We start from the raw sequence: 22,094 nt of genomic DNA on the forward strand, positions 1-22,094 counted from the left end.
TCCAGTGAGCAGCCCGACGATCCAGCGCCCCACACCAGGCGCTGCAGAGATCGGTTTGCGTGGGAGCATTACGCCTCGCCCAAGGGCTTGGTTCCATCAGGAAATGCCGTCCTTGGCCGGTCCGTAAAACCGGACCGAAGGCGCAGCGGGCACTGCCGCGCACCACGCCCGCAGGCATGACGCGGGGACATACCTGTTGCACCCAGGCCACAGCAAGGTCAACGGAAGCCGGCGACCACGTGCTTGCGCTGCACCAGCACCCGCTGGTTGTCCGCCGTGGCCGCGTCACCGGTGCGGCCACCGCCGTAGGTGATGTCCGGGTTGGACCAGGTATTGAGCCGCGTGCAGCCGCCCGGGCAGTCGTAGGACATGATGGTGCGGAAACGCTCGCCACTGGGCAGGCTGAACTGGTAACCGTGTCCGTAGGGATACGGCGACCCGGATGCATTGGCGCGGTCATGGTTGGCGCCCAGCACGTGGCCGATTTCGTGGGCGAAGGTGTAGTTGCCGGTGGCACAGCGCCAGCCGACAACAGCGAAGGCATGCGAGGCCGGTGCATTGATGTACCCCACGCCACACGCGTCCTTGCCGTCGGTAAGCAGCACCACCACATCCGCACGGCTGGCATCACGCAGGGCGTGCACTTCATCCAGCTGGCCATCGCCCGGGTGCTGCAACCGCCCCAGATCATCCCCCATGCGTCCGTCAGGGAACCAGGTCGTGCGGTAGTCGGCAAGCTCCATGCGGATGTTGGTCCAGCCATTGAGGTAGCCCTGGTTGGATTCGGCCACGGCCAGTTCGGCCTTGGCCCGCATGTCGCCGCCATAGGCGTTGATCGCCCCCTGGGTGGCCATCACCAGCACCCGTATCGTCGCCCAGTCGCCCGGCTCTCCGCTGCGGATCTGCACGTCCGGCGCAGACGGCGGCGCCAGCATCGATGGCGTGCCCAGCGGATGCTGCGGCGGCAACCCGCGTTCGTCCACCTTGACCAGCACGTGCTGCCCTGCGCCCAACGGACGCACGTCATAGCGATCCTGGCGGTGTCGGATGGTGCCGGTCACGCTGCCATCGGCCGCCCGCACCAGGATCACCGATGCAGGCGCCATGACCCCTTGCGCGGACATCGCCAGCGGCGCGGCGGCATCCTGCTCGGCGCCATACCAGATCGCGCCGCCATCGGCCGTCGCCTCTTCGCGGAGGCGGCGTACCTGCAGCACCCGCTCGCCCAGCGGCAGCTCCAGCCGATCACCGGCCAGTGCAGCAACGTTCATGCGTAGCGCCTGGACGCCAGCGGTGCTCGGATCGGCCTGCAGGCGGGCCCAGCCAGCGTCTGCAGCGGCACGTGTTGCAGGCCCCTCGGCAATGTCGAACAAGGACGCGGCCGAGGCCCCTCCGGTCATCAGCAAGGCCAGCGCAGTCGCAAGCGGCGTGTAATTTGAATGGCGTGACATGGTCCGTTCTCCATGGTGGATTCCCCTGTTGCCGACGCTTCATCAATGGACCGCAGGTCGACGCGGCACCAGATGCGTAGCCGTCATGGCCGAACCGGTGTACCAATCCCATGGCAACGGCGATCCATGGTGTCCGTGGTGGCATCCCACGCGGGCAGGCAATTGAGAACCGATGTCCGCCAGAAGAGTGACCGCCGTGGCATTACAGACGTGTCCTCGTGGTCGTTACCACGGGCCTGGCCGGCTTCCCCTGGGCCCGGCGCCGCGCTACTGTCCGTCCACGGGAGGGTGGCCATGAGTACAGTGCGAGAGGACGGCAGCACACGCAGTGACGGCCTGCTGCGGATTGGCCTGTTCTTCGACGGCACGCGCAACAACGCGCTGAACCTGGCGCGCGGGCGCGCTTCCGGCACTGACCACAACGCGCCGGCGCAGGCGTTGGCGCCGGCATGGCGGGCCGACGATGCCTCGCCGTACCACAGCCGCATCACCAGCAGCTTCAGCAATGGCCTGACCAACGTGGCGCGGCTGCATGCGCTGTACCCCGACGGTCGCATGGCCGGCGCGGCCACCCCGTCGGTGGCCATCTATACCGAAGGCACAGGAACCCGTGACGGCCAGGCCGACGACCTGATCGGGCTTGCGTTCGGCGTGGGCGCCAGCGGCGTTCGCGCGAAGATCAACCGGGCGCTGCAGGACCAGCTCCCCGCCGCGCTGGCGCAGCTCGCACGGCACTGGCAGCAGCCGCTGCGCGGCGTCCGGGTGGATCTGTTCGGCTATTCGCGCGGTGCCGCAGCGGCACGCGATGCCGCCAACCAGATCGACGCGTGGGGATCACCGCACTGGCAGGGACTGCTGCGCGAAGCCGGCCTGCACGTGGATCCGGCGTTCGCCCTGCGCCGCCCGGTGATCGGTTTCATCGGGCTGTTCGATACCGTGGTGGCGGTCAAGGGCGGGCGCGCTGAACAACCGCTGCGCCTGCACCTGCCCGCGGGCATTGCCGGCAAGGTGCTGCAGCTGAGCGCACGCGACGAACATCGCGAGCACTTTGCCCTGACCACGGTGGCACCGGACCACGAAGAGATCCGGCTGCCCGGCGTGCATGCCAACATCGGCGGCGGTTATGACCAGACCGAAGAAGGCCCCAAGCTGCTGACCCGGCCACGCAGTACGCAGCTGCGACGGCATGGGCTGGCCGAGTTCGCCGTGCCGTCGCGGAACTGGCTGCATCGCACCGAAAGCCACCAGCGCGCGCTGGCCGACGCCGTTCGCTGGCAGCAGCAGCTGGGGCTGGATGCCACTGCGGTATGGGTGGACACGTGGCACCAGTGGGTGCGCCAGCGCCAGGCCGGAAGCCCCAGCGTGCTGCCCACACCCACCTTGTTCGTCTATTCGGCGGTCGTGCTGAAGCGCCCGATCGACTGGCGTTACCAGCTCATCGCGCTGCGCCTGATGCACGCGCGCGCCGCTGAGGCGGGCGTGCGCTGGACCGATGCGTCCGATACTTCCCTGGATGCGGCATTGCCGGGCGAACTGCGCGGCATCGCCACCGCGTTGATGGCCGGCCAGGCGCTGGATGGCGCACAGGAACGGCTGCTCACGCAGCGCTACCTGATGCAGTCGGCGCACTGGAATTTCGACGCGCTGGGCGATACCGCGCTGACCTACGCCGCCGATGCCGGGGTCAGCGAGCTGCCGTATCGCCCGGGCCCGGGATTGTTCTACATCAACCGCCCCACCGCCGATGGCCAGCGCGTCGTGCTGCGCAACGCCTGATGCGAAGAGGTGCGGTGTCGGCGTGCCCTGCGCGGCCGGCATCCCGGATGCGTTACGCAGAAGGCGGGTTCGATGGCGCCGAGCCATGCTCGGCGAGCGCAGCGGGGTTGCCGGCCTGTTCCACCAGCTCGGCGAGTTCATCGGCATCGAATCCCGCCAGCAGGCGGGCTTCGATGTTGAACGGGCCGTGCAGGTAACCACCGGCGTATTCGACCAGCAGTTGCCGGAAGCGGGCGCGCGGCTCCACCCCGGCACGTTCGCAGTACCAGCGGTACCAGCGGGTACCCGCCGCCACGTGGGCGACTTCTTCGCGCAGGATGATCTCCAGCACGTCGGCCGTCTCCTCGTCGCCGCAGCCCCGCAGTTTGGCGATCAGCCCCGGGGTGACATCCAGGCCACGCGCTTCCAGCACCCGCGGCACCAGCGCCATGCGCGCCAGTCCGTCGTGGGCGGTCTTTTCGCACATTTCCCACAGCCCGTTGTGTGCGGGGAAATCGGCATAGTCGTGGCCATGCGCCTGCAGCCGTTCGCGCAGCAGCATGAAATGCCGCGACTCGTCGTCGGCGCAGCTCACCCAGTCCGAAAGATAGGCGGCCGGCAGGCCGCGAAAGCGGTACACCGCATCCCACGCCAGGTCGATCGCGTTGAGTTCGATATGCGCGATGGCATGGATGAAACGCGCGCGCCCTTCCGCACCGCCGAGCTTGCGCCGTGGCACGTCACGCGGGTGCACCTGCTGCAGGGTGGCCGGACGCCCGGGCATGCGGATCGGCTCGGGCGCCGGCGCATCGGCCGGCAGCTTCAGCCGGCCGGCACGGAACGCGGCGGCATGGGCCTGGGTCAGGGCCACCTTGCGCAGCGGGTCGGCCTCGGCCAGGCACTGCTGCGCAGCGCGCAGCAGGTCACCGGCGACGTCAGCGCAATCGACGTCGCATGGAGCCGTGGCGCTCACGCTCAGGCGCGGCGCTTGTGCTTGGCGTCGTCCGAACGCAGCTGCTGGATGCGTTCGAAGTAGCCCGGCTCGATGCCCGTCGGGTAATGGCCGTTGAAGCACGAGGAATCGAAGTTGCGCAGCGCCGGATTGCCCTCGCTCACCGCCGCTTCCATGTCTTCGATGTCCTGGTAGATCAGCCAGTCACAGCCCAGGTGCGCTTCGATTTCCTCGATGCTGCGGTTGTGCGCGACCAGCTCTTCAGCGGCCGGCATGTCGATGCCGTAGATGTTGGGGTAACGCACCGGCGGCGCGGCGCTGGCCAGGTAGACCTTGCGTGCGCCGGCGTCACGCGCCATCTGCACGATCTGCTGGCTGGTGGTGCCGCGCACGATCGAGTCGTCCACCAGCAGCACCACGCGGTTGCGGAATTCCAGGTGGATCGGGTTGAGCTTGCGGCGCACGGATTTCACCCGCTCGCCCTGGCCCGGCATGATGAACGTGCGGCCGATGTAACGGTTCTTGATGAAGCCTTCGCGGTACTTCACCCCGAGCACGTTGGAGATCTCCAGCGCGGCATCGCGCGAGGTGTCCGGGATCGGGATGATGGTGTCGATGTCGTGGTCCGGGCGCAGGCGCAGGATCTTCTCGCCCAGCTTGATGCCCATGCGCATGCGCGCCTTGTGCACCGACACGTTGTCGATCATCGAATCGGGGCGTGCGAAATACACGTACTCGAAGATGCACGGCGTGTGTTCGGCCGGCTCGGCGCAGATTTCCGAGAACAACTCGCCGCGCGCGGTGATCACCAGTGCTTCGCCCGGCTGCACGTCGCGCACGCGCTGGAAGCCCAGCACGTCCAGCGCGGCCGACTCGGAGGCGACGATGTATTCATCGCCTTCGGCGTGGCTGCGCTTGCCCAGCACCAGCGGACGGATGCCGTGCGGATCGCGGAAGGCCACCAGGCCCAGGCCGAGCACCACGCTGACCACCGCATAGCCGCCCTTGCAGCGACGGTGCACGTGGGAGACCGCGCGGATCGCCGCTTCGGGGGTGAGCTGCTTCTGTGCATCCAGTTCGTAGGCGAACACGTTCAGCAGTACTTCGCTGTCCGAATCGGTGTTGACGTTGCGGCGATCCTGTTCGAATACCTGGCGACGCAGGTCTTCGGTGTTGATCAGGTTGCCGTTGTGCGCCAGCGCGATGCCGTAAGGCGAATTGACGTAGAACGGCTGCGCCTCGTCCATGCCCTCCGAACCGGCGGTCGGGTAGCGCACGTGGGCGATACCGACGCGACCTTCCAGCGTGGACATGGTGCGCGCGTCGAACACGTCGCGGACCAGGCCGTTGGCCTTCTGCACGCGAAGGCGGGTGCCGTCGACGGTGGCGATGCCCGCCGCGTCCTGGCCACGATGCTGGAGGACGGTCAGGCCGTCATAGAGCTGCCCGGCGACGTTCTGGTTGCCGACGATTCCGACGATGCCACACATGTTGCGTTATCTCCGCTGGGCTGTGCCCATCTACAGGGATGTTGGCCGTGCCTGGCCGGGGGAGCCGCCTTACGGGACAGCGGCAGGATCTGGACGCTCGGGCGCCGACTCGATGTTCGCGGGCAGTGCCGGGGCGTTTGCGGACTCGCTCGCCGCGCCCCTGGCCGGGTCCACGTTACGCGGCCATCCGCGTCCCGCCACCACCTCGCCGAGGACACCATTATCGCCTGTCGCGGTCGGCTTTCCCAACAGGCTTTCTGCAAATGGGGACGAACCGTTGGACGGCAAGGGCAAGCCGGCCGGTACCAGCCCATCCAACGACGACGGCAGGCCCTTGGGCACCATCCGTTCGATGTGCTGCATCGGCCGGGAAACGTCCGGCAGCTGGGCGTCCATCCACCCCACCACCGGCTGCAGCGCCGCACGCAGGTGGGACTGCTGCCACGCCGGTTCGGCGGTGAGCGGGGTGAAGGTAGCCATCAACAGCAGCACCGCACTGATGAAGCCGCCACGCACCAGGCCCAGCGCGCCGCCGAGCATGCGGTCGGCACCGCCCAGCAGCGCCATGCGCAGCCCGGCGCGGACCAGCATGCCGAGCACGGTGACGGCGATCAGCACGGCCAGGAACACCGTCACATAGCCGCCCACCAGATGGCCGTTGCCCGGCTGTGCCGGCGCCGACCACAGATGGGCCACGTCGTTGCCGAACAGGAAGGCGGCCCAGCCGGCGAGCAGCCAGGACAGGGTGCCGACCACGATGCCGACGAAGCCCCGCACGAACCCCAGCAGGGTCGAGAGGGCGATCACGCAGGCCAGCACGATATCGATCATGCGGGCGGGTTCCCTTGGGCGTCCTGGCCGGGAGTGGGCATCAGGGGTGCGGTCTGACCATGCCGGCCACGCCGACGCGGGCGGCGACCTGCGCCTTCAGCTGGTCGGCCTCGGCACGGTTGGCGACCGGCCCGACACGGACCCGGCTGAGCACGCCCTTGTCGGTACGGACCTGGTCGACGAAGGCGCTGAAGCCGGCGGCGCGCACTTTGTCGCGCAGCGCGTTGGCATCAGCGGCCTGGCCGAACGCCCCCAGTTGCACGGCGAAACCGACGCCGCTGGCGGCCGGTGCGGCCGGCGCCTTCACTTCAGGCTTCACTTCGGGTTTCGCGGCCGGGACTGGGGCCGGCGTTGCCGGCTTGGCGGCCACCGCCTTGGTTTCCGCAGCCGGCGCCGGGGTCGGCTTCGGTTCGGGCTTCGGCGCGGGCGGCGCGGTCGCCGGGGCCGGCGTGGCAGCGGCGCTTTCCGGCAGCGCCTGGGTCTGCACCGGGTTGCCGCCCAGCGGCGTGGTGGTGGCCGCCGGTGCCTGCGCGGTCGCGGCGGCGCCCTCGGCATTGGCGTCCAGGGTCACCACTTCGGCGCGCACGTCGCTGCGGATCTTCACTGCCTGCAGGCGCGCCGATTCGGCCTGGGCGCGGTCGACGAAGGGACCGACGCGGACGCGCCAGGCCTGCCTGCCGTTGATCGTGGCGGTTTCACTGAAGCCGGGCAGCTGCGCGCCCTTCAGGTGCGCGATCACCGCATCGGCGTCGGCCTTGCTGGCGTAGGCACCGAAGCTGACCGCGAAGTTGCCGGCGGCCACGGCCGGGCCGGTATCCACGGTGGCGGCGGCATTGGCGGCAGGTTCCTGCAGCGGCGCGGCACCGCGCAGGCCACTGTCGCCCCCCGCCGGAGCGGCCAGCGGCAGCTCGCGTGTTTCGAACTGGGCATTGGCCGGCGCGCCGGGTACTTCCAGCGGCACGCTGTCGGCGCTGCTGTTGCGGGCAGGGCCGGTCACCAGCATCGGCAGGAAGATCACGGCAAGGGCCACCAGGACGATGGCACCGATCAGACGCTGTTTCAGGGACGTATCCACGGATGGCAGGCAACAGGTGGGAACTGCCGATGATTATACGGTCCCGCCGTGATGCAGCGTCGGCAACGGCTGAACGGTGATCAGGCGGCGGTCTTCAACCAGGCCAGCGCCTCGGCCGCGGTATGGAACGAACCGAACACCAGCACCCGGTCGCCCGGCCCTGCCTGGGCCAGCACCTGGGCCAGTGCGTCGGCCACCGAATCGGCGCGGGCGGCGTCGGCGGCAACGGTGCCGGCCAGGCGGGCGGCCAGCGCCGCGGCATCCTGGCCGCGCGAGCCGTCCAGCCCGGCCACGGTCCATGCGCTGACGACCTCGCCCAGCGCCTGCACGACGCCCACCGCGTCCTTGTCCTGCAGCGCCGCATACACCGCCAGGGTACGCCCGCTGATCGGTTCGGCCTGCAGCGCGCGGGCCAGCGCGGTGGCCGCCTGCGGGTTGTGGCCCACGTCCACCAGCACGCTGATACCGTCACGCTGGAAGTGCTGCAGCCGTCCGGCGATCTGCGCGGCGGCAACGCCTTCGGCGTACGCGCTGCGCGGCAGCGAGCGACCGTGCGGCAGCTCCAGCGAGCGCAGCGCGGCGATCGCTGCACCGGCATTGGCCAGCTGCACCGGGCCCGCCAGCGACGGCATCGGCAACTCCAGGCGCACGGCGACATCGCGCCAGGCCCAGGTCTGCGCATCCAGTGGTTCATTGAAGTAATCACTGCCGGCGCGGATCGCGTTGGCGCCGATCAGGTACGCCCGCCGCAGCACGCTGGACGGCGGATCGATCTCGCCCAGCACCGCCGGCTTCCAGCCACGCAGGATGCCGGCCTTTTCGCGGCCGATGCTTTCGCGGTCATCGCCCAGCCAGTCGGCATGATCGATGTCCACGGTGGTGATGACAGCCACGTCGGCGTCGATCAGGTTCACCGCATCCAGGCGGCCACCCAGCCCGACTTCCAGCACCGCCAGGTCCAGTCCGGCCTGCGTGAACAGGTACAGGGCCGCCAGCGTGCCGTATTCGAAGTAGGTCAGCGTGGTCTCGCCGCGCGCGGCTTCGACCGCGCTGAAGGCCGCGACCAGCGCGTCATCGCTGGCCTCTTCGCCATTGATGCGCACGCGTTCGTTGTACCGCAGCAGGTGCGGCGAGGTATAGGCGCCGACCTTCCAGCCGGCCGCGCGCGCGATCGCTTCGACGAAGGCCACCGTGGAGCCCTTGCCGTTGGTCCCGCCCACCGTGATGGTGCGCTGCGCGGGCACGCCCAGCTGCAGGGCGCTGGCAACGGTGCGCACGCGCTCCAGTCCCATGTCGATGGTGGCCGGGTGCTGGCGTTCAATGAAGACGAGCCAGTCGCTGAGCGTAGTGGGCAGTGCAGTCACGGTGGGACGTCCAATCGTTTCGGTTACAGGGCGCGGTGCTTGGCTTCGCCGAAGAACGGCGTGTGGTGGGCGCAGTCGTTCATGCGCACCACTTCCAGTTGTTCGATGTCCGGGCCTTCCAGCAGGTTCAGCGTGGTCGGTGCCTGGCGGAAGCTCCACAGGCGGCTGATCGGCAGGCCGAGGATCCGGCACAGGATGACCCGGTTGACCGCATCGTGGGCGACCACCAGCAGGGTGTCGTCCTCGCCGAGGCCTTCGGCGGCACGCGCCAGGCCGCGCCAGCTGCGGTCAAGCACCAGGCGCAGCGATTCGCCGCCCGGCATCAGCACGGTATCCGGTTCTTCGCGCCACGCGCGCAGGCGCGACGGGTCTTTTTCATGGATCTCGCTGGCCAGCAGGCCTTCCCACTCGCCGTGGGCGATTTCCTGCAGCTCCGGTTCGGTCAGCAGCATGTCGGCGCGGGCTCCCAGTGCGAGCTGGGCCGTGCGCTGTGCACGCGACAGCGGCGAGGCCACCGCCCGGGTGATGTCCACGGATTTCAAGCGCTCGCCAAGCGCCTGCGCCTGGGCTTCGCCGATCGGCGACAACGGGATATCGATCTGGCCCTGGTAACGGCCTTCGGCGTTCCACGGCGTTTCGCCATGACGGGCAAGCAGGATGCGCATGCGGGGTACGGGTCCTTGGGGGGAGGAGGTCCGGCGTTTCGTTCACGTCCTGTGAAACCGCGCCGGAGCGCCATCATAACCGCTCCGCCTGAAGCCCTGCCGTGCGGAACGCCACGGCCGTGGGGCCAGATCCAGCGGACCTGGCCCCGCGCCCGGTTACTGCGACAGGTTCAGTTCTTTCAGCAGCTGCGGTGCCGGCGCCACTTCCTGCATGATCCACTGCATGTAGCGGCTGTCCACGGCGATCATGCGGGTCATCACCGGGTCGAACACCCAGTTGGAGCTGACCGACTCCCAGTTGCCATCGAAGGCCAGGCCGACCAGCTTGCCGTGCGCGTCCAGCACCGGCGAGCCGGAATTGCCGCCGGTGATGTCCAGGTTGGACAGGAAGTTGACCGGCACCGAGCCGATGCGCTTGTCTTCCAGGCCGCCATAACGCTTGGCCTTGACCGCATCCAGCAGCGCCTTCGGCGAATCGAACGGGTCTTCGCCGGTTTCCTTGGCGGCGACGCCTTCCAGCGTGGTGAACGGGGTGAAGTTCACGCCGTCCTTGCCGTAGCCCATGACATTGCCGAAGGTGATGCGCAGCGACAGGTTGGCGTCGGGATAGACGAACCCGCCCTGGCTCTTCTTGTAGTCGGCCACGGCCTGCAGGTACAGCGGACGCGCGCTGAGCGATTCGCCTTCGCGGATCTTCTTCTGTCCTTCCTGCTTCAGCAGCGCCGGCATCACCGCCACCGCGTACTGGATGGCCGGATCGGTGCTGGCTTCGAACGCGGCGCGGTCGGCGCTGAGCCACTTCAGGCGCTCGTCCAGGCTGCCCAGCCGGGTGCCGCCCAGCTTGTTGACCAGTGCCTTGACCGCGTTGGCATCGCTGCCGGCCAGCCACTGGTTCAGCACCGCGTTGTCGCGCTGCGCGGCCGGCAGGGCCACGTACTGGTCCAGCCAGTACTGCTGCAGCTGCTGGTCCATCTTCGCCACGTAACGGCGGTCCATCTGGCGCACGCCACCTTCGATGGTCGGCAGGTCGCGCTGCTGGTAGCCGACTTCGCGCTCGGCGTCCGGCTTGCTGCGCTCGATCGCGGTGCGGTACAGGGTGATCGCCGAACCCACCGCCGAGGTGCTGTTGAACTGGTTGACGAACAGGTCGCGCTCGCGCGTGGACTTGCTGGTATCCAGGTGCTTGAGCAGCTGCGCATGCGCGGCCAGCGCCGGCTTGCCGGCCGTGCCCTGCTGCTTCAGCCAGGCCAGCACCTGGGCCTCTTCAGCCTGCTTCTGGCCGGCCGCGTCGATCCGCTTGAAGCCTTCCAGCTGGCCGGCGTAGTTCTTGGCGACGTTGTTCATGCTGGCCGCAGTGGCGGCGTACTTCACCTTCACGTCGGCGTCGGCCTTGCCGGCATCTTCGATCAGTTTCAGCACCGCGTTGTAGTGGCGGGCGATGGTCGGATAGGTCCAGTCAGCGGTTTCGTTGAACTCGCCGGCCAGTGCGTAGCGGTTGGTGCGGCCCGGGTAGCCGGCCACCATCACGAAGTCGTCGGCGCCCAGCGGCTGGTCGGCGAACTTCAGGAAATGCTTGGGCTGGTAGGGCACGTTGTCGGCGGCGAAGGCGGCCGGCTTGCCGTCCTTGCCGACGTAGGCGCGGTAGAAGGAGAAGTCGCCGGTGTGGCGCGGCCACATCCAGTTGTCGATGTCGCCACCGAACTTGCCGACGCTGCCCGGGGGCGCGTAGACCAGGCGCACGTCCTTGATTTCCAGGTTGCGGAACAGGCGGTAGGTGTTGCCACCGGAGAAGCTGTACAGGCGGCAGCGGAAGCCAGCGTCGGCCTCGCAGGCGGCGACCTGGGACTTGTCGAAGGCATCCAGCGCGCGGGTGCGGGCCAGCGGGTCGTTGCCGGCCGCGGCGATGGCGGCCTTGGCCTGGGTGGTCACGTCGGTGATCTGGTCGAGCACGTACACGCGGGCGTTGGGGCCGGCGCTGAGTTCGTCGCTGGTCTTCGGGGCGTTGAAACCGTCCTTGATCAGGTTCTTTTCGGCGGTCGAGTTCAGCTGGATGGCGCCGTAGGCGCAGTGGTGGTTGGTGACCACCAGGCCCTGCGGGGAGACGAAGCTGGCGGTGCAGCCGCCCAGCGCGACCACCGCGCCCATCGGGTCGCCGGTCAGGTCGGCCAGCTGCTCGGCGGACAGTTTCAGGCCGGCCTTCTGCAGCGGACCGGCGATTTCCGGCAGCTGCTGCGGCACCCACATGCCTTCTGCGGCATGGGCGACCTGGACCAGGCCAAGGCTGGCGACGATGGAGAAAGCAAGCAGGTTCGAGCGCATGAAGCGGCCCTTGGGTAATGGAACCATCGATTCTAGCCCGCCGCCCGGCTCCGGCAGGATGCCCGGAGGTCATGGTCGCCATGCCTGCGGGCTAGCGGCGCGTCAGGGTCAGAAGCCGGGGCGGCGTGCTGGCGGGACGTCAAGGTCAAAAGCCGGGGCTGCGTGCTGGCGCGGCGGGGTGGCTGTGCAGGACACGCCGTTAACCCGTCCATGGGGGCTCGCTTTTCGCATCCATGCGAAAAGACGGTCCTGCACAGCCACCCCGCCCCGCCTTCGACAGGTGACCGGTGGCCTGGGTAGCGACGGCCATGTTTGGCGGTTTTGCGTCGGCCGGCCCGCGCTGCAACATGGCGCGGGCGCTGGCGGCTTTATAATCCGCGCCATCTTTCCCCCTGTGAGTTCCACCGAGATGGCACAAACGATGAAGGCGCTGGTCAAGCGCGAAGCCGCCAAGGGCATCTGGCTGGAAGAAGTGCCGGTGCCGGTGCCGGGTCCCAACGAGGTCCTGATCAAGCTGGAAAAGACCGCCATCTGCGGGACGGACCTGCATATCTACCTGTGGGACGAATGGAGCCAGCGCACCATCAAGCCCGGCCTGACCATCGGCCATGAGTTCGTCGGCCGCGTCGCTGCGCTCGGCAGTGCGGTCACCGGCTATGAGGTCGGCCAGCGCGTTTCGGCCGAAGGCCACATCGTCTGCGGCCACTGCCGCAACTGCCGGGGCGGTCGCCAGCACCTGTGCCCGAACACCGTCGGCATCGGCGTCAACGTGAACGGCGCCTTTGCCGAATACATGGTGATGCCGGCCACCAACCTGTGGCCGATCCCGGACCAGATCCCGTCCGAGCTGGCCGCCTTCTTCGATCCCTACGGCAACGCCGCGCACTGCGCGCTGGAGTTCAACGTGATCGGCGAGGACGTGCTGATCACCGGTGCCGGCCCGATCGGCATCATCGCCGCCGGCATCTGCAAGCACATCGGCGCGCGCAACGTGGTGGTCACCGACGTCAACGATTTCCGCCTGAAGCTGGCCGCCGACATGGGCGCCACGCGCGTGGTGAACGTGGCCAACCAGTCGCTGAAGGACGTGATGAAGGAACTGCACATGGAGGGCTTCGACGTGGGCCTGGAAATGAGCGGCAACCCGCGTGCGTTCAACGACATGCTGGACTGCATGTACCACGGCGGCAAGATCGCCATGCTCGGCATCATGCCGCGGGGCGCGGGCTGCGACTGGGACAAGATCATCTTCAAGGGCCTGACCGTGCAGGGCATCTACGGCCGCAAGATGTACGAGACCTGGTACAAGATGACCCAGCTGGTGCTGTCCGGTTTCCCGCTCGGCAAGGTGATGACCCACCAGCTGCCGATCGATGACTTCCAGAAGGGCTTTGACCTGATGGAAGAAGGCAAGGCCGGCAAGGTGGTGCTGAGCTGGAACTGATTCGTCGTGCCTTCGGCACGCCGGATCAGTCCGCGCATGTTTCCTTGTCCCCGCGGCTGTCGGCGCGCGCCCTTGAACATCAAGGGGGCTCCACTCCAGCGGGAACACAGGTACAGCAATTGAAGAAGGCGCCCGCAAGGGCGCCTTCTTCGTAGTGCACTGGCTGCGATCGAGCTGCGCCTGCGGGCGCAGCCTGCTTACTTGCCGACGCCGACGGTGAACACCACGCGGTTGTCGGCCAGGTAGCCATTGTTGTCACGGCCGGCGCCATCGGTGCCGTGGAAGCCCAGGCCGAGGTTGAACAGGCCGAACTGACGGCTGACGCCGATGTTGAAATCGGTGTAGTCCTTGCCGAAATCGGTCTCAAGCGAGGTGCGTCCGACGTTGGCCGCCAGGGTGAACTCCTGCGGCAGCGCCCACTCCCCCCCGACGGCGTAATACCAGCTCTTGGTATCCGAACCGGACAGGTCGTTGGTGTAGGCCACGGTGAGCTTGTACTGCTCGGCGAAGGTGGTGGTGGTGATCAGCTCGTTGTAGTTGAGCTCGCTGGCACCGGGGTAGGTGTAGCGGTTGAACAGCACGTCGAAGTTGACGTTGTCCGTGACGTCGAAGCCGTAACCGATCAGGAAGTCCACTTCGGTGCTCGGGTCGCCCGGCCCGAAGTCCACGCCCGATCCCCACACACCGGCATACAGGCCAACCGGGCTGGTGTAGGTGAAGCCGGCCTGCAGGGTCGGATCTTCGTCGGTCTGCGACACGCCACGGAAGACGTAATCGGACACGGCGGTGACGTTCCAGCTGTAGGGCGACTCCGCTTCCTGCGCGCTGGCGGCGAACGAGGCGAGGGACAGGACAGCAGCAGCGGCAAGACAACGGACGGCGTGCTTCATGGGCGTCTCCGAAGGGGCAATGGCGGGGGAGGAGGGACATGGGGCGTGGCGCGGACCGGCTGCACGAATCCATCCGGTTCACGGTTTTTTAACCTGTTTGATATTGCAACGCAACACGTTCGTGCTCCCTGCCCCGCCGCCCTTCCGTGGCCGGGGCAGGTAAAATCCTCGTTTTCCCGTGTTGAGCCATGCTGCCGCCATGACCGAATCCTCGCCTGACCTGACCCGCCATTACGCCGAGGAACTGGACGCCATCCGCGCCCAGGGCCTGTTCAAGTCCGAGCGGATCATCACCAGCCCACAGTCGGCGGAGATCACCCTGGAAGACGGCCGCACGGTGCTGAATTTCTGCGCCAACAACTACTTGGGCCTGGCCGACCATCCGGACCTGGTCCAGGCTGCGAAGGACGCGCTGGACAGCCACGGCTTCGGCATGGCGTCGGTGCGCTTCATCTGCGGTACCCAGGACCTGCACAAACAGCTGGAAGCGCAGATCGCCGGCTTCTTCGGCAAGCAGGACACCATCCTGTATGCGGCCTGCTTCGATGCCAATGGCGGCCTGTTCGAGCCGCTGCTGGGCGAGCAGGATGCGATCATTTCCGACAGCCTCAACCACGCCTCGATCATCGACGGCGTGCGCCTGTGCAAGGCCAAGCGCTTCCGCTACGCCAACTGCGACATGGCCGATCTGGAAGCGCAGCTGCAGGCAGCCGACGCGGCCGGCTGCCGGACCAAGCTGATCACCACCGACGGCGTGTTCTCGATGGACGGCTTCATCGCCCCGCTGGACGAGATCACCGCGCTGGCACAGAAGTACGGCGCGCTGGTGCATATCGACGAATGCCATGCGACCGGCTTCCTGGGCGCCACCGGCCGCGGTTCGGCCGAAGTGAAGGGCGTGCTGGAGAAGATCGACATCATCACCGGCACCCTCGGCAAGGCGATGGGCGGGGCGCTGGGCGGCTTCACCACGGCCAAGGCCGAAGTGATCGAACTGCTGCGCCAGCGTTCGCGCCCGTACCTGTTCTCCAACTCGCTGCCGCCGCACGTGGTGGCCGCCGGCATCAAGGCCTTCGAGATGCTGGCCGCCGCTGACGACCTGCGCGGAACGCTGGTGGCCAACACCACGTATTTCCGCGAAAAAATGGTCGCGGCCGGCTTCGACGTGAAGCCCGGCGTGCACCCGATCAGCCCGGTGATGCTGTACGACGCACCGTTGGCGCAGAAGTTCGCCGAGCGCCTGCTCGAAGAAGGCATCTACGCGATCGGCTTCTTCTTCCCGGTGGTGCCCAAGGGCCAGGCGCGCATCCGCACGCAGATCAGCGCCGCGCACACCCGCGAACACCTGGACCGCGCCATCGACGCCTTCACCCGCATCGGCCGCGAACTCGGGGTGATCTGACAAAAAGGGGACGGAGGGCATTAAGTCGTATCCGGCCGGTACGGGCTGGATACGACTTAATGCCCTCCGTCCCCTTTTTTGGGTCAGCGGCCCTTGGCGACGCGGATGCCGTTGGCTTTCATCCAGGCGTCGAACTCGTCGGCGGACATCTTCTTGTCGCCTTCGCTCATGTTGAAGCGGTAGCTGCCCCGCCCGTCCAGTTCGGGGACGCGTACTTCGATGATGTCCTGCGGCGGTGGTGGCGGGGCCTTGGCCAGTTCTTTCTTGTGGCTGCAGGCGGCCAGGGCCGCCAAGGGCAGCAGCAGGGCCAGGCGCAGCGGAGAGGTCAGGGAACGCAACACGGTGGGATACCTCTTTCAGTAAATGCAAAGCCGGGCCCCCCTTGCGCCCGGAGCGGGACCGACGCCAGGCGTCGGCCGCGGGTCTCAGCCCGGTCCTGCAGCGGCCTCCAGTTGCCGCTGGTCTTCCATCTGCAGCATCCGCCACTGGCCCTTGGGCAGTTCGCCGAGCTGCAGCCCGCCGATGCCGATGCGGACCAGCCGCAGCACCTGCAGGTCGAATGCCGCCAGCAGGCGGCGGATATGGCGATTACGCCCTTCGTCCAGCGTCACTTCCAGCCAGCTGGTCTTTTCGCCGGTGCGCAGCAGCGTCACCGCGCGCGCGGTGAGGAACTCGCCTTCATCCTCGATGCCGGCGCAGAATGCGGCGAGCATCGGCGCGTCCGGAATGCCATCCACCTGCACGTGGTAGGTCTTGTCCGGGCCGGTCGCCGGATCCATCAGCGCGGCCGCCCACTGCGGGTCATTGCTGAACAGCAGCAGCCCTTCGCTGGCCTTGTCCAAGCGTCCGACCGGCGCCAGCCATGGCAGTCCGGCGCCGTCGAAACAGCGATAGACCGTATCGCGGCCCTGCTCGTCCTGCACCGTGGTGACCAGGCCGCGCGGCTTGTTGAGCATCAGGTAGATCCGCGGCGCGGCATCCAGCGGTTGGCCGTCCACGCGCACCTGCTGGCGGCCGGCCTGGATCGGAAACTCAGCATCGCGGACGATGCGTCCATCCACGCTGACGCGGCCAGCGGCGATCCAGCGCGCGGCTTCAGTGCGCGAACACAGGCCTGCCTTGGACAGCACGCGTGCCAGCCCATGGCGAACGCCTCCGCCTGGTGCCGGGACCGCGCGCGCGCCCATCGGGCGGGCACGGGCAGAGGGACGGGCAGGTGGGCGCGGTGGCCGCATGTCCTGCCCTGCCCCCACTTACTTCTTGTCAGCCGGCTTGGTCTCGGCGGAGGCTTCCACCGGGGCAACCGGAGCGACCGCGGTGGCCGGTACCGGGCGTGCCTTGACCACGCGCACGCCACGCGCCTTCATCCAGGCGTCGAACTCTTCGGCAGTCATGCGCTTGCCGTTCTGGCTCATGTCGAAGCGCCACGGCGTGTTGTCGAATGCGGTCTGCGGCTTGTAGGCGGCCGGGTCGTTCGGGCTCACCGCCGGTGCGCTCGGCATGGCCTTGGCCACGTTCTGGCAGCCTTCGATACGCAGGCGACGCAGCACGCTGTCCAGCGACTGAGCCTGTTCGTAATTGGTGGTCAATACGCCGGCGGGCATGCCCAGGCGCGAATTGCGGGTGAACAGCTCGCTCGCCACCGGTGCGATCGCGGTGGCCGGCAACGGCAGCGGGGCGCTGCTGGCCGAGACCGAGCAGTCCACGGCAGCGTGGGCGGCGGGAACCAGGGCCAGGGCCAGGACGACGGCCGATGCAGTGCGCAGCATGAGGAGCATCCAGAAAAGTAGGGAGTGGCGCGAGTTTAACAGCGACACAACGGCTTTCAAGATCCTACATTCAATGAATACGCCAACTCATTGGTTTTTTTGTTTTTTTCGGATAAACGGTAGATCGCCATAGCGCAGAAACAACAAGACCCGGCCGAAGCCGGGTCCTGCTGTGTGTCTTACCGGTGAAACGTCAGAACTTAGTTCTGGACGTTCAGCTCGGTACGACGGTTCTTCGCACGGCCTTCCGGGTTGTCCGAACCATCAGCATTGGTGTTCGGAGCAATCGGGCGGCTCTCGCCGTAACCGACCGGGCCCTGCAGGCGCGAAGCAGCAACGCCGTTGGAGGTCAGGTAGTTGTACACGGCGGTAGCACGACGCTCGGACAGCTTCTGGTTGTACTCGTCGGAACCCTTCGAGTCGGTGTGACCAGCAACTTCAACCTTCAGATCCGGGTAACGGGTCAGGATCTGCGAGGCTTCGCTCAGGATCGCAACTGCGTCAGGACGCAGGTTGGCCTTGTCGAAGTCGAAGTTCACGCCCTTCAGGTCGATGGAGACCGGGACCGGGCAACCGTCCGGACCGATGGTCTGGCCAGGCTGCGAATCCGGGCACTTGTCGTCGCAGTTGTTGACGCCGTCACCGTCGTCATCCAGGTCGGCGCAGCTCGGAGCAACCGGAGCCGGAGCCGGCACGGCAGCGACCGGAGCCGGTCCCAGCGGAATCACGACGCCGACCGAAGCCAGCACGTCGCCGAACCAGTCTTCGCTCGGAGCGGCAACGCTCTTGTCGTCGAAGTCAGCGCGGTAGGCCACTTCGGCACGCACGGCAACGCGCTTGTCGAAGGTGGTCTGCAGACCGGCGCCGAGCTTGGCGGCGAAGTTGCCGTCCTTGCGCTCACGCGGGCCATTGGCGTCGACAGCAGCGAACTCTTCTTCCGACTTCTGGTAGCCCAGGCCGAACAGCAGGTACGGGTTCCAGCCACGGCCTTCCTGCACGAAGTGGCGACGCAGGTCCAGCGAGGCGCCGTACTGCGACCAGTTCAGGTCCTGGTTGGCGTCGAAGTTCGGGTTCTGATAGTTCAGCTCACCGTCGAGCGACCAGTTCGGGCTGATGAACTTGCCCAGGCCCAGGGTGACGAACGGAGCATCGTTGGTGGTGCGGTCGCTGTCCTGGAAGTTGAAACCAGCCGAACCGGTCAGGTACCAGCGGTCGTCAAACTCCTGTGCCGAAGCAGCCTGGGCGAAAGCCAGACCACCCAGCAGCGCGGCGGTAAGGATCTTCTTGTTCATTGAGTACAGCTCCTATATCGGGGGTATGAAACCGGTAGAGGCATGGGCCAGCACTACGACAGCCGATTCAGCACGCCACCGCCGCGAACATTATGCTCAGGGGAGTGAAGGCCATGTTAACAGTCCCGTAACATGTGAAAAACGGGCGCCGGGCCTCCACCGGACCGGCGGTTGCACCCTATACAGGATCATGAAAAACCGCAACAGGCAGGCCTGGCAAGGGTTTTACCGGGCTTCAGTCTCGCACCGCAACATTTTGCTTTGGCAGAAAGTCAAGGGTTCATCCGGCAGCCTGCGCCGTGAGGAACTTTATGCATCTGGCAAGTCTGAACGGCGACAACGCGCTGATCACGACGGAGCGCGAGGGGTATTTGCCCGGTCACATTGCGACACTGTGCTGCGTAAGTTCCGCATCGCTGTACCTGTTCCTCGACATTTACACGACCTATCGTGGCACCAGACGCTCCGAGGCCTGGTGCCATGCCCACTTCCCTGCCGCTTCGCCTCATCCAGTTGATTGCCGGCCTTTTCCTGTATGGCTTCGGGATTTCGCTGATGGTGCGGGCCGCCATCGGCGTTGCGCCGTGGGATGTGCTGTCACAGGGCATCGCAGCCCACACGCCGCTGTCCTTCGGGCTGGCCACCAATGTCATCGGGGCCGTGGTCCTGCTGCTGTGGTGGCCGCTGCGACAGAAGCCAGGACTGGGCACCGTGCTCAACGTGCTGCTGATCGGTCCGGCTGCGCAGTTCGGGCTGTGGCTGCTGCCTGTGGTGGAAAGCCTGTCGCTGCGGTTGCCGCTGTTTGCGGGTGGGCTGCTGCTGATCGCCGTAGCCACCGGCCTGTATATCGGCGCCCGCCTCGGACCTGGCCCGCGCGATGGGTTGATGACCGGGCTGCACGCCCGCAGCGGCTGGCCGATCTGGCAGGTGCGCAGCCTGATTGAAGGCAGCGCGTTGCTGGTGGGCTGGCTGCTGGGTGGAAACGTGGGTCCGGGAACGTTGGCCTTTGCCCTGCTGATCGGGCCGCTGTGCGGGATGACGCTGGGCTGGTTCGGCATCGGCAAGCCCCCGCGCGCGGCACCGGCGGTGATTCCACCGGCCTGACCCGCGCCCGGTTGGCGAACGCCGGCTGCTTGCTGCGGCAGCGCGTCTTGCGACGCAGGCCGATTCACGGCACGCTGGGCGCTTCCGTACGCAAGCGTATCCACGATGACGCCAGCCAGCGACAGCGCCTACCCCCACCTGTTCACCCCGCTCGACCTGGGCTTCACCCAGTTGCGCAACCGGATCCTGATGGGCTCCATGCACACCGGGCTGGAAGACCGCGCCCGGGATTTCCCACGCCTGGCCGCCTATTTCGCCGAGCGCGCCGAAGGCGGCGTCGGCTTGATCGTCACCGGCGGCTTCGCGCCCAACGTGGTCGGCTGGCTGAAGCCGTTCGGCGGCAAGCTCAGCTGGCCATGGGAAGTGCGCCCGCATCGCCAGCTCACGGCAGCCGCCCACCAGCACGGGGCGAAGATCTGCCTGCAGTTGCTGCATGCCGGTCGCTATGCCTACCACCCGTTATCGGTGGCGCCGTCGAAGCTGAAGGCACCGATCAATCCGTTCACCCCGCGCGCCTTGTCCAGCCGCGGCGTGGACCGGCACATCGCCGATTACGCGCGCAGCGCGCGGCTGGCCCGCGATGCCGGCTACGACGGCGTGGAAGTGATGGGCTCGGAGGGCTACCTGATCAACGAATTCGTCGCCCCGCGCACCAACACCCGCACCGACCAGTGGGGCGGCGACGCCGCGCAGCGCATGCGATTCTCAGTGGAAATCGTGCGCCGCATCCGCGACGCCTGCGGCCCGGACTTCATCATCATCTACCGGCTGTCACTGGTCGACCTGGTCAGCGATGGCAGCAACTGGCAGGAAATCATCGCCCAGGCGCAGGCCATCGAAGCGGCCGGCGCCACCCTGATCAACACGGGCATCGGCTGGCACGAAGCGCGCATTCCGACCATCGCCACCTCGGTGCCACGCGGCGCCTTCGCCGGGGTGACGGCCAAGCTCAAGCCACACGTCAACGTACCGCTGGTGGCCACCAACCGGATCAACATGCCGGACGTGGCCGAACGGATCCTGGCCAGCGGCGGCGCCGACATGGTGTCGCTGGCGCGTCCGCTGCTGGCCGATCCGCAGTGGCCCAACAAAGCACGTGCCGGCCGCCCCGAACGCATCAATACCTGCATTGCCTGCAACCAGGCCTGCCTGGACCACGTGTTCGAAAACAAGCTGGCCAGCTGCCTGGTCAATCCGCGCGCCGCGCACGAAACCGAACTGGTGTATCGCCCCACCGCAACGCCGCGGCGCATCGCGGTGGTGGGTGCGGGACCGGCCGGCCTGGCCTGCGCGACCGTCGCCGCCGAGCGCGGCCACCACGTCACCCTGTTCGACGCGCACGACGAGATCGGTGGCCAGTTCAACGTGGCCAAGCGGATCCCGGGCAAGGAAGAGTTCCACGAGACCCTGCGTTACTTCCGCCACAAGCTGGAGGAAACCGGGGTGCAGCTGCGGCTCGGCAGCCGCGTCGGAGCCGCCGCGCTGGCCGGCTTCGACGAGGTGGTGCTGGCCACCGGCATCCTGCCACGCAAGGTCGATTTTCCCGGTGCCGGGCACGCCAAGGTGGTGGACTACCTGGACGTGCTGCTCGGTCGCGTCAGGGTGGGGCCGCGCGCGGCGATCATCGGCGCCGGCGGCATCGGCTTCGATGTCGGCGAATTCCTCAGCCATGCGGGCCCGTCGCCGTCGCTGGACACGGCGAGCTGGATGGCCGAATGGGGCGTGGACCCGAGCTTTGAATCGCGCGGCGCGCTCGCCCGCCCCGTCGTGGTTCCTTCCCCGCGCAAGCTCTGGCTGCTGCAGCGCAGTGCCGGACGCCCGGGCGCCAGGCTGGGCAAGACCACCGGCTGGATCCACCGCGCCACGCTGAAGGCCAAGGGCGTGACCCAGCTGGGCGGCGTGGAGTACCTGGGCGTGGACGATGCCGGCCTGCATATCCGCGTGGAGGGTGTGGAACAGCTGCTGGATGTCGATCACGTAGTGATCTGCGCGGGTCAGGAATCGAACCGCAGCCTGCGCGACGAGCTCGCTGCTGCCGGCATCGTGGCGCAGCTGATCGGCGGTGCCGATGTCGCCGCGGAACTGGATGCAAAGCGTGCGATCGACCAGGGCAGCCGGGTCGCTGCGGCCCTCTGAGGAACATGAATAGGGGCACTCGGATTCGCTTTCCGACCCTGCCCCGAACCTGAATGTCAACCCGATTGATTCAGGATGCGTTGCGAAATACCCCCTTACCTTGCGCCAACTTTCCCGCTCACCACCCAGTTCCGGTGAGCAGGTGCGGCCCGCCT

At 67.4% G+C, this 22,094-nt stretch carries 18 protein-coding genes; 5 read left to right on the plus strand and 13 right to left on the minus strand.

The features are described from left to right. Window positions 1–218 precede the first annotated feature (218 nt). Complete coding sequence (locus RTX79_RS09490) at window positions 219–1,451, minus strand: M12 family metallo-peptidase (protein WP_312683365.1); 1,233 nt, start codon at window positions 1,449–1,451, stop codon at window positions 219–221. A 294-nt stretch (window positions 1,452–1,745) separates the two neighbouring features. On the opposite strand from RTX79_RS09490, the gene RTX79_RS09495 reads away from it, so the two are divergent. Further along, window positions 1,746–3,227, plus strand: coding sequence for a DUF2235 domain-containing protein (locus tag RTX79_RS09495; protein ID WP_312683366.1), 1,482 nt, complete (start codon window positions 1,746–1,748; stop codon window positions 3,225–3,227). A 52-nt stretch (window positions 3,228–3,279) separates the two neighbouring features. Here the strand turns inward: RTX79_RS09495 and RTX79_RS09500 are convergent, their stop codons facing one another. The 7 genes from RTX79_RS09500 to RTX79_RS09530 all read right to left on the minus strand — a co-directional run bounded on the left by RTX79_RS09500 (window position 3,280) and on the right by RTX79_RS09530 (window position 11,902). Beyond that, window positions 3,280–4,179: a ferritin-like domain-containing protein gene (locus RTX79_RS09500; protein ID WP_312683367.1), complete on the minus strand. Its 900-nt coding sequence runs from the start codon at window positions 4,177–4,179 to the stop codon at window positions 3,280–3,282. Between the two features lie 2 nt (window positions 4,180–4,181). Further along, window positions 4,182–5,648, minus strand: coding sequence for an amidophosphoribosyltransferase (gene purF / locus RTX79_RS09505; protein ID WP_312683368.1), 1,467 nt, complete (start codon window positions 5,646–5,648; stop codon window positions 4,182–4,184). A gap of 69 nt (window positions 5,649–5,717) precedes the next feature. After that, a complete protein-coding gene (locus tag RTX79_RS09510; RefSeq protein WP_312683369.1) occupies window positions 5,718–6,479 on the minus strand; it encodes a CvpA family protein in 762 nt (253 codons plus the stop codon). Window positions 6,480–6,519: 40 nt separating this feature from the next. Next, window positions 6,520–7,554: an SPOR domain-containing protein gene (locus RTX79_RS09515; RefSeq protein WP_312683371.1), complete on the minus strand. Its 1,035-nt coding sequence runs from the start codon at window positions 7,552–7,554 to the stop codon at window positions 6,520–6,522. An 80-nt stretch (window positions 7,555–7,634) separates the two neighbouring features. Then, window positions 7,635–8,918, minus strand: a complete 1,284-nt coding sequence (folC, locus tag RTX79_RS09520) for a bifunctional tetrahydrofolate synthase/dihydrofolate synthase (protein WP_312683373.1) — start codon at window positions 8,916–8,918, stop codon at window positions 7,635–7,637. Between the two features lie 23 nt (window positions 8,919–8,941). Further along, entirely contained in the window at window positions 8,942–9,583 is a 642-nt protein-coding gene (locus RTX79_RS09525; RefSeq protein WP_057507005.1) for a histidine phosphatase family protein, read from the minus strand. A gap of 156 nt (window positions 9,584–9,739) precedes the next feature. After that, the gene (locus tag RTX79_RS09530) at window positions 9,740–11,902 is read right to left on the minus strand and encodes a S46 family peptidase (protein WP_312683375.1); all 2,163 of its coding nucleotides are present in this window, start codon (window positions 11,900–11,902) and stop codon (window positions 9,740–9,742) included. A 409-nt stretch (window positions 11,903–12,311) separates the two neighbouring features. On the opposite strand from RTX79_RS09530, the gene tdh reads away from it, so the two are divergent. Next, complete coding sequence (tdh, locus tag RTX79_RS09535) at window positions 12,312–13,346, plus strand: L-threonine 3-dehydrogenase (protein WP_182657610.1); 1,035 nt, start codon at window positions 12,312–12,314, stop codon at window positions 13,344–13,346. Window positions 13,347–13,543: 197 nt separating this feature from the next. On the opposite strand, the gene RTX79_RS09540 is transcribed toward tdh, so the two are convergent. Beyond that, window positions 13,544–14,236 carry a TorF family putative porin gene (locus tag RTX79_RS09540; RefSeq protein ID WP_057507007.1) on the minus strand — a complete coding sequence of 231 codons (693 nt, stop codon included), beginning with the start codon at window positions 14,234–14,236 and terminating at the stop codon, window positions 13,544–13,546. 199 nt (window positions 14,237–14,435) lie between these two features. Here RTX79_RS09540 and kbl point away from each other — a divergent pair, with 199 nt between their 5' ends. Then, a complete protein-coding gene (kbl, locus tag RTX79_RS09545; protein WP_312683379.1) occupies window positions 14,436–15,638 on the plus strand; it encodes a glycine C-acetyltransferase in 1,203 nt (400 codons plus the stop codon). A gap of 83 nt (window positions 15,639–15,721) precedes the next feature. On the opposite strand, the gene RTX79_RS09550 is transcribed toward kbl, so the two are convergent. The 4 genes from RTX79_RS09550 to RTX79_RS09565 all read right to left on the minus strand — a co-directional run bounded on the left by RTX79_RS09550 (window position 15,722) and on the right by RTX79_RS09565 (window position 18,699). Further along, window positions 15,722–15,979, minus strand: coding sequence for a hypothetical protein (locus tag RTX79_RS09550; protein ID WP_309687789.1), 258 nt, complete (start codon window positions 15,977–15,979; stop codon window positions 15,722–15,724). An 84-nt stretch (window positions 15,980–16,063) separates the two neighbouring features. After that, on the minus strand, window positions 16,064–16,873 hold the full coding sequence (locus RTX79_RS09555; protein ID WP_428695983.1) for a pseudouridine synthase: 810 nt from the start codon (window positions 16,871–16,873) through the stop codon (window positions 16,064–16,066). Between the two features lie 18 nt (window positions 16,874–16,891). Then, window positions 16,892–17,407 carry a hypothetical protein gene (locus RTX79_RS09560; RefSeq protein ID WP_042615057.1) on the minus strand — a complete coding sequence of 172 codons (516 nt, stop codon included), beginning with the start codon at window positions 17,405–17,407 and terminating at the stop codon, window positions 16,892–16,894. A 200-nt stretch (window positions 17,408–17,607) separates the two neighbouring features. Then, complete coding sequence (locus RTX79_RS09565; protein WP_312683386.1) at window positions 17,608–18,699, minus strand: OmpA family protein; 1,092 nt, start codon at window positions 18,697–18,699, stop codon at window positions 17,608–17,610. Window positions 18,700–19,179: 480 nt separating this feature from the next. Between RTX79_RS09565 and RTX79_RS09570 the strand changes: the two genes are divergently transcribed. Together RTX79_RS09570 and RTX79_RS09575 are read left to right on the plus strand one after the other, a co-directional pair. After that, window positions 19,180–19,803 carry a YczE/YyaS/YitT family protein gene (locus RTX79_RS09570; RefSeq protein ID WP_312683387.1) on the plus strand — a complete coding sequence of 208 codons (624 nt, stop codon included), beginning with the start codon at window positions 19,180–19,182 and terminating at the stop codon, window positions 19,801–19,803. Window positions 19,804–19,908: 105 nt separating this feature from the next. Then, window positions 19,909–21,939, plus strand: coding sequence for an NADPH-dependent 2,4-dienoyl-CoA reductase (locus tag RTX79_RS09575; protein ID WP_312683388.1), 2,031 nt, complete (start codon window positions 19,909–19,911; stop codon window positions 21,937–21,939). The last annotated feature ends 155 nt before the right edge of the window (window positions 21,940–22,094 follow it).

It is taken from the genome of Stenotrophomonas chelatiphaga, from assembly GCF_032054965.1.
GTDB classification, from domain to species: domain Bacteria; phylum Pseudomonadota; class Gammaproteobacteria; order Xanthomonadales; family Xanthomonadaceae; genus Stenotrophomonas; species Stenotrophomonas chelatiphaga.

Coding starts and splice junctions, on each gene's coding strand:
- tdh (WP_182657610.1), top strand. CDS start 12,312: ATGGCACAAACGATGAAGGCGCTGGTCAAGCGCGAAGCCGCCAAGGGC.
- RTX79_RS09555 (WP_428695983.1), bottom strand. CDS start 16,873: ATGCGGCCACCGCGCCCACCTGCCCGTCCCTCTGCCCGTGCCCGCCCG.
- RTX79_RS09530 (WP_312683375.1), bottom strand. CDS start 11,902: ATGCGCTCGAACCTGCTTGCTTTCTCCATCGTCGCCAGCCTTGGCCTG.
- RTX79_RS09510 (WP_312683369.1), bottom strand. CDS start 6,479: ATGATCGATATCGTGCTGGCCTGCGTGATCGCCCTCTCGACCCTGCTG.
- RTX79_RS09525 (WP_057507005.1), bottom strand. CDS start 9,583: ATGCGCATCCTGCTTGCCCGTCATGGCGAAACGCCGTGGAACGCCGAA.
- RTX79_RS09540 (WP_057507007.1), bottom strand. CDS start 14,236: ATGAAGCACGCCGTCCGTTGTCTTGCCGCTGCTGCTGTCCTGTCCCTC.
- RTX79_RS09560 (WP_042615057.1), bottom strand. CDS start 17,407: ATGCTGCGCACTGCATCGGCCGTCGTCCTGGCCCTGGCCCTGGTTCCC.
- RTX79_RS09565 (WP_312683386.1), bottom strand. CDS start 18,699: ATGAACAAGAAGATCCTTACCGCCGCGCTGCTGGGTGGTCTGGCTTTC.
- purF (WP_312683368.1), bottom strand. CDS start 5,648: ATGTGTGGCATCGTCGGAATCGTCGGCAACCAGAACGTCGCCGGGCAG.
- RTX79_RS09490 (WP_312683365.1), bottom strand. CDS start 1,451: ATGTCACGCCATTCAAATTACACGCCGCTTGCGACTGCGCTGGCCTTG.
- RTX79_RS09495 (WP_312683366.1), top strand. CDS start 1,746: ATGAGTACAGTGCGAGAGGACGGCAGCACACGCAGTGACGGCCTGCTG.
- RTX79_RS09570 (WP_312683387.1), top strand. CDS start 19,180: ATGCCCACTTCCCTGCCGCTTCGCCTCATCCAGTTGATTGCCGGCCTT.
- RTX79_RS09575 (WP_312683388.1), top strand. CDS start 19,909: ATGACGCCAGCCAGCGACAGCGCCTACCCCCACCTGTTCACCCCGCTC.
- kbl (WP_312683379.1), top strand. CDS start 14,436: ATGACCGAATCCTCGCCTGACCTGACCCGCCATTACGCCGAGGAACTG.